Annotated in this window: 14 protein-coding genes; 13 read left to right on the forward strand and 1 reads right to left on the reverse strand. The window is 26.8% G+C overall.

The annotated features are described in order from the left end of the window. The 13 genes from ACRC28_RS13375 to tyrP form a co-directional block, all read left to right on the forward strand. A partial coding sequence (locus ACRC28_RS13375; protein WP_438543945.1) for an N-acetylmuramoyl-L-alanine amidase occupies window positions 1-226 on the forward strand: 226 nt, incomplete at its 5' end. Between the two features lie 187 nt (window positions 227-413). Next, window positions 414-1,379: a WG repeat-containing protein gene (locus ACRC28_RS13380; protein WP_438543946.1), complete on the forward strand. Its 966-nt coding sequence runs from the start codon at window positions 414-416 to the stop codon at window positions 1,377-1,379. A gap of 190 nt (window positions 1,380-1,569) precedes the next feature. Next, window positions 1,570-2,586, forward strand: coding sequence for a hypothetical protein (locus ACRC28_RS13385; RefSeq protein WP_438543947.1), 1,017 nt, complete (start codon window positions 1,570-1,572; stop codon window positions 2,584-2,586). 229 nt (window positions 2,587-2,815) lie between these two features. Continuing rightward, window positions 2,816-4,975, forward strand: a complete 2,160-nt coding sequence (locus tag ACRC28_RS13390; protein WP_438543948.1) for a zinc ribbon domain-containing protein — start codon at window positions 2,816-2,818, stop codon at window positions 4,973-4,975. Window positions 4,976-5,042: 67 nt separating this feature from the next. After that, window positions 5,043-6,287 carry a hypothetical protein gene (locus tag ACRC28_RS13395; protein ID WP_438543949.1) on the forward strand — a complete coding sequence of 415 codons (1,245 nt, stop codon included), beginning with the start codon at window positions 5,043-5,045 and terminating at the stop codon, window positions 6,285-6,287. A 197-nt stretch (window positions 6,288-6,484) separates the two neighbouring features. Further along, entirely contained in the window at window positions 6,485-6,931 is a 447-nt protein-coding gene (locus ACRC28_RS13400; RefSeq protein WP_438543950.1) for a PTS fructose transporter subunit IIA, read from the forward strand. 54 nt (window positions 6,932-6,985) lie between these two features. Continuing rightward, window positions 6,986-8,431, forward strand: coding sequence for a fructose-specific PTS transporter subunit EIIC (locus tag ACRC28_RS13405; RefSeq protein WP_438543951.1), 1,446 nt, complete (start codon window positions 6,986-6,988; stop codon window positions 8,429-8,431). 128 nt (window positions 8,432-8,559) lie between these two features. Then, complete coding sequence (locus ACRC28_RS13410; RefSeq protein WP_438543952.1) at window positions 8,560-10,320, forward strand: PTS sugar transporter subunit IIA; 1,761 nt, start codon at window positions 8,560-8,562, stop codon at window positions 10,318-10,320. Window position 10,321: 1 nt separating this feature from the next. After that, a complete protein-coding gene (locus ACRC28_RS13415) occupies window positions 10,322-11,494 on the forward strand; it encodes a MalY/PatB family protein (RefSeq protein WP_438543953.1) in 1,173 nt (390 codons plus the stop codon). Window positions 11,495-11,541: 47 nt separating this feature from the next. After that, window positions 11,542-12,627 (forward strand): M20/M25/M40 family metallo-hydrolase, encoded by a 1,086-nt coding sequence (locus tag ACRC28_RS13420; protein ID WP_438543954.1) that lies wholly within the window; start codon window positions 11,542-11,544, stop codon window positions 12,625-12,627. A 54-nt stretch (window positions 12,628-12,681) separates the two neighbouring features. Beyond that, entirely contained in the window at window positions 12,682-13,056 is a 375-nt protein-coding gene (locus tag ACRC28_RS13425; RefSeq protein ID WP_438543955.1) for a hypothetical protein, read from the forward strand. Window positions 13,057-13,182: 126 nt separating this feature from the next. Further along, window positions 13,183-13,599 (forward strand): hypothetical protein, encoded by a 417-nt coding sequence (locus ACRC28_RS13430; RefSeq protein WP_438543956.1) that lies wholly within the window; start codon window positions 13,183-13,185, stop codon window positions 13,597-13,599. 151 nt (window positions 13,600-13,750) lie between these two features. Continuing rightward, window positions 13,751-15,160, forward strand: coding sequence for a tyrosine-tyramine antiporter (tyrP, locus tag ACRC28_RS13435; RefSeq protein ID WP_438543957.1), 1,410 nt, complete (start codon window positions 13,751-13,753; stop codon window positions 15,158-15,160). A 302-nt stretch (window positions 15,161-15,462) separates the two neighbouring features. On the opposite strand, the gene ACRC28_RS13440 is transcribed toward tyrP, so the two are convergent. Beyond that, window positions 15,463-15,606, reverse strand: coding sequence for a hypothetical protein (locus tag ACRC28_RS13440; RefSeq protein ID WP_438543958.1), 144 nt, complete (start codon window positions 15,604-15,606; stop codon window positions 15,463-15,465). Window positions 15,607-15,788: the final 182 nt, after the last annotated feature.

Here is a 15,788-nt window from a genome sequence, read left to right on the forward strand (position 1 = left end):
AAAAAGTTATAAAGAAGATATATTTAAAAAGAATAAAGAGTCTTATGATGGTGGAGCTAAGTGGGATTATTACACAGTATTATTAGATAAATATGTTCCAGCAGTTTTAGTGGAGGTTGGATATATAGATAATTTAGAAAGTTTTAATAAGCTTATAAAAGAAGAAAATAAATGGTGTGTTAGTAATAGTATTTATAAAGGAATAAAGAAATATATTTTAGAGTAAAGTGTAACAAAAAAATAAAAATAAAATATACTGTATTATGAATTATATAAAGAGAAGAAGTGGTTTTAAGACGACCTCCTAAAAATTATTCTTCTCTTTAATATAATTCTTTTTTTTGCATAAAAGAGAGGAGGAGGTGAATATAATAAAATTGGAAGGGTGTTTTAAGAAAGGGAGGAAGATAAAGATGAATAATATAGTATGTAGAATTTATGATTTTGATATAGATAGAGTTTATGATGGAATAATCTTAGAAAATAAAGTAAACCTTTTGAATAGAGAGGGAGAGGCAGAGAGTGTAAAAAAGATTATAGGAAGCTTTAAAGAAAAAGCATTAGGCTGTTTTTACATAGATGAAAAAGATTTTGATGATATTGGAGAAAATAAGGAAAATTATAAATGGGGATATTTTTATGGAGGCGATGGAAGAATAACAATATTACCAATTTATGATGAAGCTTATCCTTTTGAAGATGGACTAGCTTCTATAAAAATAGATGGAAGATATGGATTTATAGATTATAAAGGAAAAGAAGTTATAGAACCTATATATGAATATACAGATATATGCTTTAGAGGAGGCAGGTGTCCTGCGAAAAGAAATGGAAAGTTTGGATATATAAATGAAATAGGAGAAGAGAAAATTCCTTTTCAATATGAGTTTTGTAGTGAATTTTTAGTTAGCAGTATTATGGAAGGTAAGAAGGGATTATATTCTATAGTAAGAAAAAATGAGAAATATGGAATTATAGATATTGAAGGGAATTATCTTATAGAACCTATTTATGAAGATATAAAAATGACCTTCTTTGGAGAATTATTAGTTGGAAGCTTAGATCACAAATATGGAGTTTTCAAAGTTCTTTATGATAAGGAAAATAAGAAACAGTATGTAAAGTATATTACAGAACATTTCTTTACAGAGTTTGGTGGGATTATAGGGACAAGACAAATACAGAATGAATGCTACTTTTATACCATGAAGTTAGAGAATACTTTGTGTATAATAAATAAGGAATTAGAAGTTTATTTTGGAGAAGAAAATAAGGAATATGTGAATTATAAAGGGAAAAAAATATTAGTTAATAAAGAATCCTTTAGTAAATATAATAATTTAAGATATAGAAGGTTTAGAGGAGAAGAGTGGAGTTGATTTAGAATGTAAAAAAATGATTATTTGTTAAGAAAATTATATAAAAAAATATAATTAACTAAAAGTACACTAAAAATTCATAGAAAAGTCAAAAAAAAGGTGCAGTTTTAAAAAAAATTACGAAAATATTACGTTATAATAAATAATGTAAGAAAAAAGAAGTTTCGGATAGAAACAGGAGGACTATTTTATGGATAAGCCAAATATTTTTAGATACTCAAGAGGATCAGAATTAAATACAGCAATAATAGGATGGATGATAGACAATGCAGTTTATAAAACTAATATAACTGAAATTGGAACTAGAATTTTAAAAAAAATGCTAAAAGAAAATGTAAAAGAGATACGAAAATTGAAAAGTATGAGTATGTATAAAAATATTTCCGTAGTGGTAGAAATTAATGATGATATGTTACTAGCGATTGAAGATATAACATTTGCAAAAAATAGAAGTAGCATGCTTCGTAAAAAAAGAGAAATACTTATTAATGATGAAAGATATAAAGATAGAAAAAAAGTATTTGCATATATTAATGTGGGAAATAAGAATAAGCTAAGTCAAATAAATGAAGAGAATTGTGTAAGAATTCGTAGAAATGATATTCTTCAGTGTTTTGAGGGATTTGAAAATAAAGAGTTATGCTTAGTAGAACAATATATGGATTATTTACTAGAAATAGAAAGTATGACAAATAAACATGACAGAGAGAATGATTTTATAAACTGGCATAGGCTAACTTGGGAAGGCTATTTTACAGAAATAAAAAAGGTAGATACAGAAGCAGAGTGGGAATATACAAGTAGTCAAAAAGGAGATACTATAAATCTTGATTTTAATAAAGTGATAATGAAATATCCTTTAGAAGAAGGGGAAATAGAATATTCAATTTATTTGACTATGGGAACGGAGCTTCCTTGTAGATATAATTATAATCATAACGATCATAAACCATATATGCTATTAAAAGTAGAAGTGTTAGAGAATATTTATAAAACTGAAGTTAGAAACTATGTATGGGACAAGATAAGTGAAATCAAAAAGAAGTATGAATGCAGAAATTTTTTAATAGAGAAAACAAGTCATGCTATCGGAACTCATATGACTATAGGCAAAATTGAAAACATACAAGATAAACAGGCTTTAGAAAAAGCTTTAGATAACTTGAAGTTTATTTTTAATGAATTAAAAAATGAAAATTCTAAGTAATGAAAAACTCCTTAATTGAATAAATTAGGGGGTTTTTATATTGTATCTAATTCAATTATAAAAAAAAGTATTGATTTATGAATCTATTATAACTAAAAAAATATTAAAATTCAAATAATATAATAAAATAGTTATTCTAAATAAAGTTAATTTTATAAATAACTTTGATTTAATTAAATAAAATGATAAGATTTTAAATATAAACTAATGAGAAGAAGGGAGAATAAAAATGATTTGTTTAAATTGTGGAAGAAAATTAAATGATGATGAAAAGGTGTGCCCAAATTGTAAGGAAGAAAATAGAAAGTTATTAGAAATATATGAGAAAAGTTTAGTTAAGAATGAGAATGTTAAGAAAGATATAAATTTAAAAGATGATAAAATTATGTTAGAGCTTGAAGGTGAGTATATAGAACTTCATAAAAATGCAGACAAAACTGTATTATTTAATGTAATAAAAAGCTTAGGGGAAAAGTACAGTGAAGATTTTATAGAAGGGTTTAATAAAGAGTTTAAAGATTTCTATAAGATGCTCCAATATTTAAATAAGGATTTATTAGAAAAGTATTTTTTTATAGGTGATGTTATAAAAAATAAAGGTGAAGTATGGGGCTATAAAGATTTTTCTAAAATGTTTGAAGAAAAAATGAATAGTACTCAGTTTAAGATATATCCAATTTTAAATTATCTAAATCTTATGTATGATGAAGGAACTAAGAAGATTGAGGAAAAAGAAGAAGAGGGTAAGGTTAGAAAAGAAGCGAGAGAAAAATATTATGCTGATGAAAATGGTGGATTAACTGATAAGTTAACTGTAGAAACAAAAAATAAAACTATGGGGGCTTTTCATTCTATTGTAAATAAGGCTAAAAATACTAAAACGAATCTTGAAGTAAAAAAAGATTTTAAAAAGATATACGAAGATATGGATAGAAGAAAATCTATAGAAAATGCAATAAAAGAAGATATAGAAGAGATGACAAATATTGCAATAGATATATTAAATAATAATTTTAAGGCTGAGGTTTTAAAAGATATTTATTCAGAAGAAGATAAAAAAAGAGGGTTAGAGTATTATATAAATCTTGGGAATATGGAAGAGGACAAAGAAAAGATAGATTGTATTAGAAATTCTATTAGAAGCTTTGGAGAGTTTGAAGGGATTTATGTTGATGCTTTTGCATTATATAAAAAGGGATTAAAAGGATTAAGTGAGATTTGTGCTTTCTTTTATTTAGATGAGGAAGAGCTTAAAAATTTAGCTAAGAAAAGAAGAGATGAAATTAAAAAGTTAAATAATATTTATGGAGATAAGGGAATGTATCTTTCTAAATATTTAGATAAAAATGAAGTTTTTAAATCTTATGAATATAAGTTTAATAAAGATATTAATGAAACATTTAAGAAGGTATGTAAAGACCTTGGGGATGATTATATTTATTTAAATGATAAAAAAATAAAAGAAAAGAACTATAATCTAGGAATATTAGCTTTAGAAAATTATGCTTTCTTAGAAGAAGAGGTACCACTTATCTTATATAATTATGAGGGGACTTATAAAAGAGTTTTAGGTGTAGTTATAACAGATGAAAATATTTATTATAAAAATAATGAAGGGGTAGCACAAAAAAGAAAGATAAGTGATTTAGATATAGAATCTTTAGCTTATAATAAGGATTCAAGGAAAATCTTTATTGGTAATGAAAGTACAGGAATGTTTATAGAAAATGAAAAAGATGGGATTAAGGTAATTGATTCTTTAAATTATTTTATTATTTTATTAAAATATAAAAAATGGATAAATGAAAAATATAATTTTGTAGATGAAGTAATGATAAATAAAGATTTCTTTAATGAAGAAGCTGAATTAAAGGGATATAAGGAAGAAGAGAAAGAGTGGCTTCATAATAGATTAAAAAGAAATTATTTTTATCATAAAGTAAAGGAAAACTTTACTGGAGATTTAATTTTAGATATAAATGCCGTATGGAGAGAAAAAGAGTATAAAAAGATATGGGATTTAAATTTCTTTAAAGATGAAAAAGATAGAGAAAAAATAAAAGAAAAGCTAGAAAAGGTTAAGAAGAACTTTTTTATAGATGAAAATGAAATAAGTTTAGTTTTATATGATGATAGTATGCTTGGAATAGAAAAAGAATGTATGCTTATAACAGATTCAAAAATCTATAAAAAAGAAGGAGTTTTAGGAAATACTATAACTATGAGCTTAGATAAAACTACCCAGTTTATGATGGTGGAAGATAAGATAGTATTTTCTAATGAAGGTGTTTTAAGCTTAGAAAATTTAAATGATAAAGAAAAAATAGAAATTAAAAGATGTTTAGAGATAGTATTAGCTCTTATAATTGTAAGAAAAATGAGAGAATAGTTAATATTAAAAGTCTATAGGATTTGATATAATAAATATTTATTAACTCTGTAGATGGAGGATTGAAATGACACAAAAGATAAACGAAGAGATAAAATATGATACAGTAGAATATAGTTATGGATATGATAATGGCTTTAAAATATATAAGAAGACTATGTATAGAAAAAAGATAAAGAAGGAAGGGTTAACTTTTAAAGTACATATGTCAAGTGAAGGAAAAAAGCTAACATATACTTACTCAGAGAAGGGAATTGAATATCTAAATAGATATGAAAAAGATTTTTTTAATGAATTTACTCTTAGTGATTTTAGAAATTTTAGAAGAAATCTTGAAATTATATGTGATAAAAAAAGAATATTTCCAAACTATGGGGAGCTTATGGATGAGTTTGTAAATGAAACAAATTTAAAAAGTAAGTTTAAGTTTTTTAATTACTTATTTACATCAAAATTATTTGAAATAATGGTATTAGAAGGTTTTGGATATTTAATAGACCAAAATACAATTTTAGTTATTCAGACAATAGAAAATACATTGTGTAAAGATAGGAATGCAGATACTTTAGAGAAAGCCTTTGGAATTCATGAAAAAGCGATAAAGCTTTTAGGTGAGAAAAAGGTAAAGCTTGATAAAATCTTAAATACAAAAAAGTTTTTAGAAGAAAGGGGCTTTTATGCCTTTGAGCGTTTGTTTATACAAGCAGAAATAAATATTGAGTATATTAAGCTTGTAGAAGAATTTTTACTTTCAGGATATGAGCCTTATGAACTTGCAAGTTATGTGGAAAAGATAAATAAAAATGAAGGTATAGAAAAAGATACTATAATTTTATTTATTGCAGACATTAAAAAGATAAGTGAACTTTTAAAAATGAAGTTTAATCCATATATGGATGGACTAAGATGGTACCATGATAAGATGATAGAGCTATATAAAATCAAAAAAAGAGAAGAAAATGAAAAGATTTTAGAAGAAGGCTCAAGGCATTTAAAAATAAAGCAAGTTGAATATAAGTATAATTGTAAAATTCTAAAAACCTTAGATGAAGAAAAGTTTTTAGATGAAGAAGAGTGGATTTTAAGCTATGTAGAAAGAATGAAAAAAGAAAAAATAGTGATTCTACATATAACTAATAGAAAAAATGAAAAAGATGTTGCACTTTTAATCTTAAAGGACATTAAGCTTATAGATTTTAAAATTTTTACAAGTATAAGAAAACGCAGAGAAATAGAAAAGTATGTAGCAGACTTAGCTAAACGTAATGGATTTAATGGAAAAGAAGTATTAGAAAAAATCCTTAATGTATAAGGAGACAAAGAGTATTTTAGAATTTAAAGATAAGTATATTTAAAAAGATGTAGAAATTTTCTGCATCTTTTTTTCTTTTGTCATTACTTGTCAGTATACTAGTGACAAAAAGTTTATTCATAGTTTGTTAAAAATATCTTAGAATGAAATTGTAGATAAGAGCTACACAAAAAAAGAAAAGAAAGAGGTAAAAGAATATGGGATTTATAAATTTACAATCAATTAATTTAGATATAAAAGGAAATACAAAAGAGGAAATTTTAAGAGAGCTTGCAAAGACTGCTTATGAAGTTGGAAAGGTTACATCAGAAGAAGGATTTTATGAAGGGCTTTTAAAGAGAGAAGAAGAAGTTACAACAGGGTTTGGATTTGGATTTGCAGTACCACATGCAAAGTCAAAATATGCAAAAGAGGTTGGAGTATTATTTGGAAGAAGCAAAAATGAAATTGAATGGGAAGCTTTAGATGGTAATCCAGTAAGTTCATTTATTTGTTTAATATCACCTGAAGAAGGAGCAAATGAGCATTTAAAGCTTTTATCGAAATTAAGCAGAAAGCTTATGCATAAAGAGTTTGTGGAAATATTAAAAACAGGAAATGAAGATGAAATATTATCATCAATAATAAATGCAATAGAAGGATAAGAGATAAAGGCTCTATACTTAGAGCCTTACATAAAAAATAAGGGGGACAAAATAATGGGAAAATATAATATAGTAGCAATAACAAACTGCCCAGCAGGAATTGCACATACATATATGGTTGCAGAGGCTATGTCTAACAAAGCTAAGGAGCTAGGTCACACTATAAAGGTTGAAACTCAAGGAGCTAGTGGAGTTGAGGATGAATTAACAAGAGAAGAAATTAAAAATGCTGATTACGTTATTTTAGCATTAGGAAGAAGTATAACAGAAAGTGATAGAGAAAGATTTAGCGGTAAAAAAGTAGTTGAAGTTAAGGTTTCAGAAGCACTTAAAACTATAGGAACTATGTTTGATAACTTAGAAGAGAAATCTACAGTTTTTGAAGGAAAAGGTTCAAAGGTAGAGAATAATGAGGGGAATAAAGAAAAGAAAAAAGGCGGTGTTATTACAGGACATTTAATGTCAGGAGTTTCAGCATCACTACCATTTGTTATAGGTGGAGGGTTACTTGTAGCAATTGCAAACATCTTAGTTCAAAATGGTTTTGCATATACAGATATGGCTAGTGGACAAGCATCTTTTGCATGGGTACTAGAGTCTATCGGATACTTAGGATTTAAGTTTATGATTCCTATAATGGGAGCATATATAGCATTCTCAATTGGTGATAAACCAGCATTTGCACCAGCATTTATTATTTCTTACTTAGCAAATGATAAAGGGTTACTTGGTACTGAATCAGGTGCAGGGTTCTTAGGAGCTATGATATTTGGTTTATCAATTGGATATTTTGTTAAATTTATGAAGGGTATAAAAATAAATAAAACTATTAAACCACTTTATAACTTTACTATAATACCATTTGTTACTATATTTGTTTTTGGAGTTATAACATTCTACTTTATGGGACCATTACTTGCAGGATTAATGACATCTGTATTAGGTTTCTTAAACAGTATTCCACCACAATACAAATATCCAGCAGCAGTTTTAGTTGGATGTATGCTTGCTTTTGATATGGGAGGTCCAATAAATAAAACAGCATGGTTCTTCTGTTTCTCATTATTAGATCAAGGAATCTTTGACTGGTATGGAATAGTTGGTGTAGTTACATTAATACCACCAGTTGCAGCAGGAATTGCAGCATTAATTAAGCCACACATCTTTACTAAAATGGAGCAAGAATCAGCATTAAGTGCAATACTTGTAGGTTCAACAGTTGCAACAGAGCCAGCAATACCATTTGCATTAGCAGATCCACTTCCAGTAATTGCAGCAAACACAATTTCAGGAGGAGTTGCAGGATTACTTGCAATGATGCTTGGAGTACAAAGAATGGCACCAGGGCTTGGAATATTTGATCCATTACTAGGACTTATAACTCCAGCTAGTTCATTCTACATCGCATTAGGTCTTGGAATTGCATTAAATGTAACATTAATAATAGTATTCAAAACTCTTAGAATTAAAAGAGATGAAAAGAAAGCTTTAAATAAATAGATAATTAAATTAAGCCAGTAGAACTTTGTTTTACTGGCTTAATTATGACAAAATATATCAATTATTGACAAAGATTACAATAGAGGAGAAAATAGTATTATGAATATAATGTAAAAGGTGATGAAGATATGTTTAATAGTAGGCAGTTTCAAATTATTGAATTATTGAAAAGTAAAAACCTTTCTATGGAAAGGATTTCTAGAATTATAAAGAAGTCTAGTAGAACAATTATGAGGGATATAAATTTTATAAATGATTATTTAGAAAAAATGGAGATAGGAAAAATAATTTTTATAAAAGAAAAAAATGGTTATGAAATAGAAAACTGTGATGAAGAAAAGTTAGATGAATTATTAAAAGGTTGGCTTAATGAAGAGGAGCAGGTTTTGTACAAGCTACTAAAAGAAGAATATGTAACTATTGAAGATTTAAGTGAAGAGCTATATATTTCTATGCCAGTAGTTAGTAGCAAATTAGGTATCTTAAAAGAAAGTTATAAAAACATAATAGATATAGATGTATGTAAAAAAGGCCATTTCTTAAATGAAAGTAATGAGAAAAAAATAATTATTTTAGCAAACTTAATTTATAAAAAAGAAAGATACTTTATAGAAGAGGCGAAGCTGGATTTTTCAATATATGAAAAAATACAAGAGTATTTTAATGAAAATAAACTTCAGATTTTAGAAGAGTATCCATATATAAATGCAAAGCAATTTTTTAGTGTGGTTTTAGCAATTTATATATTATTTAACAAAGGGGAGGAAAAGGTACAGGACTCTATTATAGGAAGGGTGTATACAGAAAATAATATACCTTTAACTAAAGAAATGTTAGAAGCTTTTTCTATGTATTTAAAGAAAATAAATAGAGATTTAAAGAAAGTTACAAGGGGAACTGTTTTAGATATACTTTTAGAAATGGAAGAAAAATATGAGATAAAAGTATATGATATGAATTTAGTTAGAGAATTAGTAGCTCATATAAGTAGGGGAATAAGCTATAGCTATATATTAAAAGTAGATGAAATATATAACTTAGAAAATATAAAGGCTTTAAATCCTTTTTCTTTTGACTTAAGTTTGATTTTTTCAAAGGAGTTTGAAAAAGAAGTTGGAGTGAAAATTTATGATAGAGATTTATTAGCTTTATATTTTATATGCTCTTTAGAAAGAGTGAAAAATACAAGGCAAAAGGTAATTATTGCAGGAAGACAAATTTCTTTAGCTAATATAAATAAAAATATGATTGAGGGAAGTATCTCAAACTTGGATATAGAAATAGTTTCATCTACTGAAGAATTAAATAAAAAAATGTTAGATGGGAATATTGTTCTTTTAGTTGATAACAATTCAAATTTAGATTTAAGTAAAGTTCATATAAGAGTAGTTAAGGTAAATCAAATAATTAGTAGTAAAGAAATAAAAGAAATTGAAAAAACTATTGAAAATATTATTTTAAAAGAGAATATTGAGGATATTTTTAAAGAGGAATATGCCTTTGAATATGAAGTTTTAAATAAATCGTGGGATGAAATAATAGAGGGTGTAGGAGAGAAGCTTGTAAAGATTGGGTGTCTTAATGAGGAAGAAGCCCATGCAATTATAGAAAGGGAAAAACAAGATAATCTTTTGATTATTAATGGAATATCTATTCCGCATTGTATGTCTAAAAGAAAAGATTTGTGTGTTGGAGCTTTAGTGAAATTATCAAAAGAGGTTTTAGTACAAGGGGAAAAGATAGATAGATTAATTATTGTATGTGTTAATCCTGAAAATAAGAGAAATAGTAATATCTTTAGTTATTTATATAGAATTATAAATAATAATAGAAATATAAAGATAAATAATTATAATGACTTTATTTTATTAATGAAGGAGAAAAATTAAGATGGTTGAATTTAATAAAAAAATAGATAGAATGGGAACTTTTTGTACACAGTGGGATTATGTAGAAGATAGATTTGGTGAAAAGGAACTTTTACCTTTTACAATATCAGATATGGATTTAGAATCGCCAAAAGAAATTGTAGAAGAAGCTATCAAAAGATGTAATCATAAGGTTTTTGGATATAGTAGATGGAACCATAATGAGTTTAAAGGAAGCATAAAAAATTGGTACAAAAGATATGATACAGAAATAAAGGAAGAGTGGGTTTTATATAGCCCTAGTGTAATTTATTCAATAGCAAAGCTTTTTGAAATTTTAAGTGATGAAAATGATGGAGTAACTATTTTAACACCAGCTTATGATGCTTTTTATAATACAATTGAAGGAAATAAAAGAAGAGTTTTAAAATGCTCATTAGATTACATAGATGGCACTTATAGTATTGATTTTAAAGCTTTTGAAAAATGTATAAAAGAATCTAAAATCTTTTTATTATGTAATCCTCACAATCCTACAGGAAGAGTATGGACATACGAGGAATTAGAAAAGATGATTAGTATATGTAAGAAATATGATGTTTATGTTATATCAGATGATATACATATGGACATAACATATAAGAGAAAGTATACGCCAGTATTTAAGGCACATGAATATGAAAAGATGGCAATAGTAACATCTGCATCAAAAACATTTAATATTCCAGCTTTTACAGGCTCATACCTTTTAATAAAAGATAAAAAGGTAGCCGATGAATTTTTATTTATGTTGAAAAATAAAGAAGGTTTATCATCGCCAGCAATACTTGGAGTTATAGGAACTATGGTAGCTTATGATGAATGTGAGTATTGGTTAGAAGAACTTTTAGAACATACAAAAGGAAATATAGAATATACAATAGACTTTTTAGAAAAAAACATGAAAGAACTAAAATGCACTATGCCTGATGGATGCTATTTTGCATGGATAAACTTTAAGGACTTAGGGGTTAAAAGTGAAGAACTCCAAGAGGCTTTAATAAAAAAGGGAAAAGTAGCTATAATGCCAGGGAAAACTTATGGTGATGAAGGCGAGTATTTTATAAGATTAAATGTTGGATGCTCTAGAGAAAAGCTAGAAGAAGGGCTTAGAAGACTTTTAAAAGCTTATAAGTATATTAAAAATAAAATATAAAGGCTCCATTTTGGAGTCTTTTTAATTAGAATTTAGGAGGAAGAAAGATGGTAGTTAAGGAATTTTTAGAACTTGTAAAAATAAAGGGGAAAAGTTTAGAGGAAGGGTTAGTTTGTAAATATATAAAAGAGAAACTTACAGAAATGGAAGTTAGCTTTTATGAAGATAATGCAGGAGAAAAGCTTAATGGACAATGTGGAAATATTATTGCAAAAATAGAAGGAGAAAAGGAAGGGACTATCCTTTTTTCAGCACATATGGATACTGTAGAGCCTCTTTTAACTAGTGAGCCTATTATAGAAGATGGAATTATAAAGTCAGATGGGACTAGCATCTTAGGGGGAGATGACAGAGCAGGGATAGCCCTTATGCTAAGGATTTTGAAAAAAGCAAAAGAGTTAAAAGGAAATAGTAAAAGTGTAGTATGTATATTTTCAGTAGCTGAGGAGATTGGAATATATGGAGCTAAGAATTTAGATATTAAAGCTTTAGGAAAAATTGATTATGGATATGTGTTAGATGGAGAAGGAGCACCAGGAGCTGTATATAATAAGGCACCTTATTCAGCAAAAGGAGAAATTGAAATCTTAGGAAGAGAGGCCCATTCAGGAATAAATCCAGAGGATGGAATAAATGCATTAGTGATTTTAAGCAATGCAGTGAGTAAGCTTAGAATTGGAAGAATAGATAAAGAAACTACATGTAATATTGGAATTGTAGAAGGTGGCATAGCTAGTAATGTTGTAATGCCTAGTGTAAAGATAGTTTTTGAAGCTAGAAGCTTAGATGAAGAAAAATTAGACCATTTAATAAAAAATGTTAGAGAGGTTTTTGAGGTTGAAGCTAGAAAAATGAATGGAGGATTAAACTTTAATGTAAAGAAAGGAACACCTGGATTTTTTATAGATGAAAATGAAGAGGTTATAAAGGAATTTAAAAAGAAGTGTGAAGAGAATAATATAGAATGCAAGATAAAGCCTTGTGGTGGTGGAAGTGATACTAATATATTTAATAAAGAGGGGATAAAGTCTGTTATATTAGGTGTTGGAATGGAAAAGGTGCATACAAAGGAAGAATATATAAAGATAGAAGATTTAGAAAATATGGAGAAGCTACTTTTAAGTTTGATTTAAATTGCAATTCAGAGTATATAGGTATAATATAACCTATAAGGAGTGTGGTTAAACATGATGGATAGAAATTTAATATTAAAATTACTAGATAAGAAAAATAGTGTTATTTTAGAAGATAGCATTTTTTATATTATAAATATATTAGAAGTTGTTAGAGGAAAAATTATAAAAAAGGAAGAATTATCAGAGGAAAGTTTAGATAAAAGTATCCAAAAGTTAAGAGAAATAAAAAGCTTATTACTAGAAGTTTTAAAAGGGTTAAAAGAAACTAAGATAAATGGATATACAAACAGTAAATTATATTTAGAAAAATATTTAAATGATATTTTAGATGGAATAGATAAACTTACGAAAGATGAGGAAAAATTAGAAAAAGAAGAGTTAATTCAACATATAAATATATTAATTGATTTAGCACTAAAATATTAAAAAGAAACTTATAAATCATTATAGATAAATGTTAAAAAATGGTTGAAAAAATGTGGGTATTATTGTAAAATAATAGAATATAATAGTTAAAACATATAAAAGCATAAGGATTTATAGGAGGAATTTATGAGAAAAAAAATACTAGGGGTTTTGGGTATTGCTTTTATTACTGGTAGTTTTGTTGGTTGTAGTACTAAGGATGGCATGACGGGTGATGTTATTCCTGAATATTTTAAAATAGAGGCACATAAAGATGTAGATGTGTCAGGATTTAATTCTGTTTATTCAAAGATTTATGATATTAATAATGACGGAATATTTGAAGAAATAGAGCTTGTGAAAAAAGGGGACATGGGTTATATCCTTTTTAAACATGCAGAAAAAGGTGATATATTAAGTAGTGTTAGAATTGAATCTAATATGGAAGCTATAGAAAAAATTTATGACGAAAATAATGATGGAATAGAAGAAATTTTTATAAAAGATAAAGATGGAAAAACTGAAACGTATTCATATAATAAATCGATAAAAGGATATGAATAAATATATAAAATGTGAATTCTCTCTAAGGCTTAGCTTTAGAGAGAATTTTTATTTAAAATAAATTAATTTGACAAAGAAGTTAATAAGTTATTAATATATAATATGGGACTAATTAAACAAAAGAAAATTTAATATGAAAGGATGAAGTAAAATGGGAAAAGTTAAAAAACTTACTTTATTCCAATTAATTGGAATTACTATGGCTTTTTTTGGGAGTATAAGAAGTGTACCAACTCTTGCAATTAACGGATGGACAGAGATAACATATTTGGTTGCAGCAGTTGTTATATTTGCAATACCAATAGCACTGATTGCAGCGGAGCTTGCAACAGGATGGCCAGAAGAAGGAGGCCCACAAGTTTGGGTTAAAGCAGCCTTTGGAGAAAAATGGAGCTTTGTAACATCATGGCTTTTATGGGTTCAAATGATGACAGGTATGACAATGGTAGGAACTACTGTTGGAGTTATACTTGGATATGTTATAGGAATGCCAAGTCTTTCTCAGAATAATATGTTTGTATTTATATGTCTTTTAGTTTCATTCTGGGGAGTTACATTACTTAACTTTAAGTTTGACATGGTTAAGATTGTAGGAAGATTTGGAGCATTAATCGGAGTATATATTCCTTTTGTAATTTTAGTTGTACTAGGAATAGCATACATGGCTAAGTTTGGAATAACTCCACATGGATACTTAGGACATTTTGAAGCTAGTAAATTAATACCAGACTTCAGTAATTTAGGAACAATAACATATTTCTCAGGAATTATATTTATATTTGCAGGGGTAGAAATATCATCAGTTCACGCAAATAATATTGATAATCCTAAAAAGAATTATCCAATAGCTGTTATTGCATCAGTTCTTGCACTAGTAGTTGCAAACTTACTTGCAGGTATTACTGTTTCAAATGCAATACCACAAGGTAAAATAGAGTTAACTAATATACTACAGCCCTTTGCTGTATATATAAAAGCATTCCATCTACCAATGATATTACAAAATATTATTGCGTTAATGATATTAATTGGAGTTCTTGGACAAATGAGTGCATGGGTACTTGGACCTTCAAAGGCAATGATAAAGGTTGCTGAAGATGGAAACTTACCAAAAGCATTCCAAAAGAGAACAAAAAAAGGAATACCAACAACTTTCGTTATAATACAAGCAATCGTTGTATCAGTACTTGCATTAGCTTATGTAGCAATACCTAACGTTAATGGTGTATTCTTTATGATAACAATAGTTACAACTATACTTTACTGTGTTGTATATATTTTAATATGTGTATCAGCATTAAAATTAAGATATTCAAGACCAGAAGTAGAAAGAGCCTTCAGATTAGGTTCAAAAGGAAATACTTTAATGTGGATAGTTGCATTACTAGCATTATTTGGAGTTATATTAACAATAATCGTAAGTTTAATTCCACCATCAGTAATTACAGCTAATCAACATACTTTCTATATTGCATTCCAAATAATAGGAACTATATTAAGTATAATAATTCCACTTATTATATTTGCATGTAAAAAGGATTCATGGAAAAAGAATAGTTAGAAATAAAAAGGCACCCAAGTGATTGGGTGCCTTTTAGTTCATTTTAAAATAAAAGTGAAGAAAAAAATAAAGAAAGAGGAAGAATATTATTTTTAAATGAACTATATCTATAAAATTGAAACTAGCTATTTAATATAGAATGTCTAGAGTATAGACATCCTATTTTGAGATATTCCAACAATAAGGAAAAAATTGTTAAAACCTAATTAAAGTATAACACTTAAAAAAGAAATAATAAATAAAAAAATAGGATTTAAAAAAATTTAAATCCTATGTTAAAAATGTGTATAAATTAAAATCTATTATTCTTTATCTTTTTTTTCTTTATCGTTTAAACCACAAGGAACCCATGGATAGTCAGGATGAGAAGGATCACAAGGGTTTGTAGGATCTACTTTTTTTTCCTCATCTAAAATTTGATCAAAATCTTCAAAATCTTTTTTCATAAATATCAACCTCACTTCTAATTCGTAGTTTTTTTATAGCTTAATTATAACTAAGAGAATAACTATTGTCAAATAATTAAATTTATCTTAAAAAATATAATTAATTCAAAAAATATCCTATATATTTAATATATGTATATAAAATTATAGGTAATATGTGTAATTTCTACAAAATTAATTGT

The organism is Clostridium sp. (assembly GCF_051650885.1).
Taxonomy (GTDB): Bacteria; Bacillota; Clostridia; order Clostridiales; family Clostridiaceae; genus Clostridium.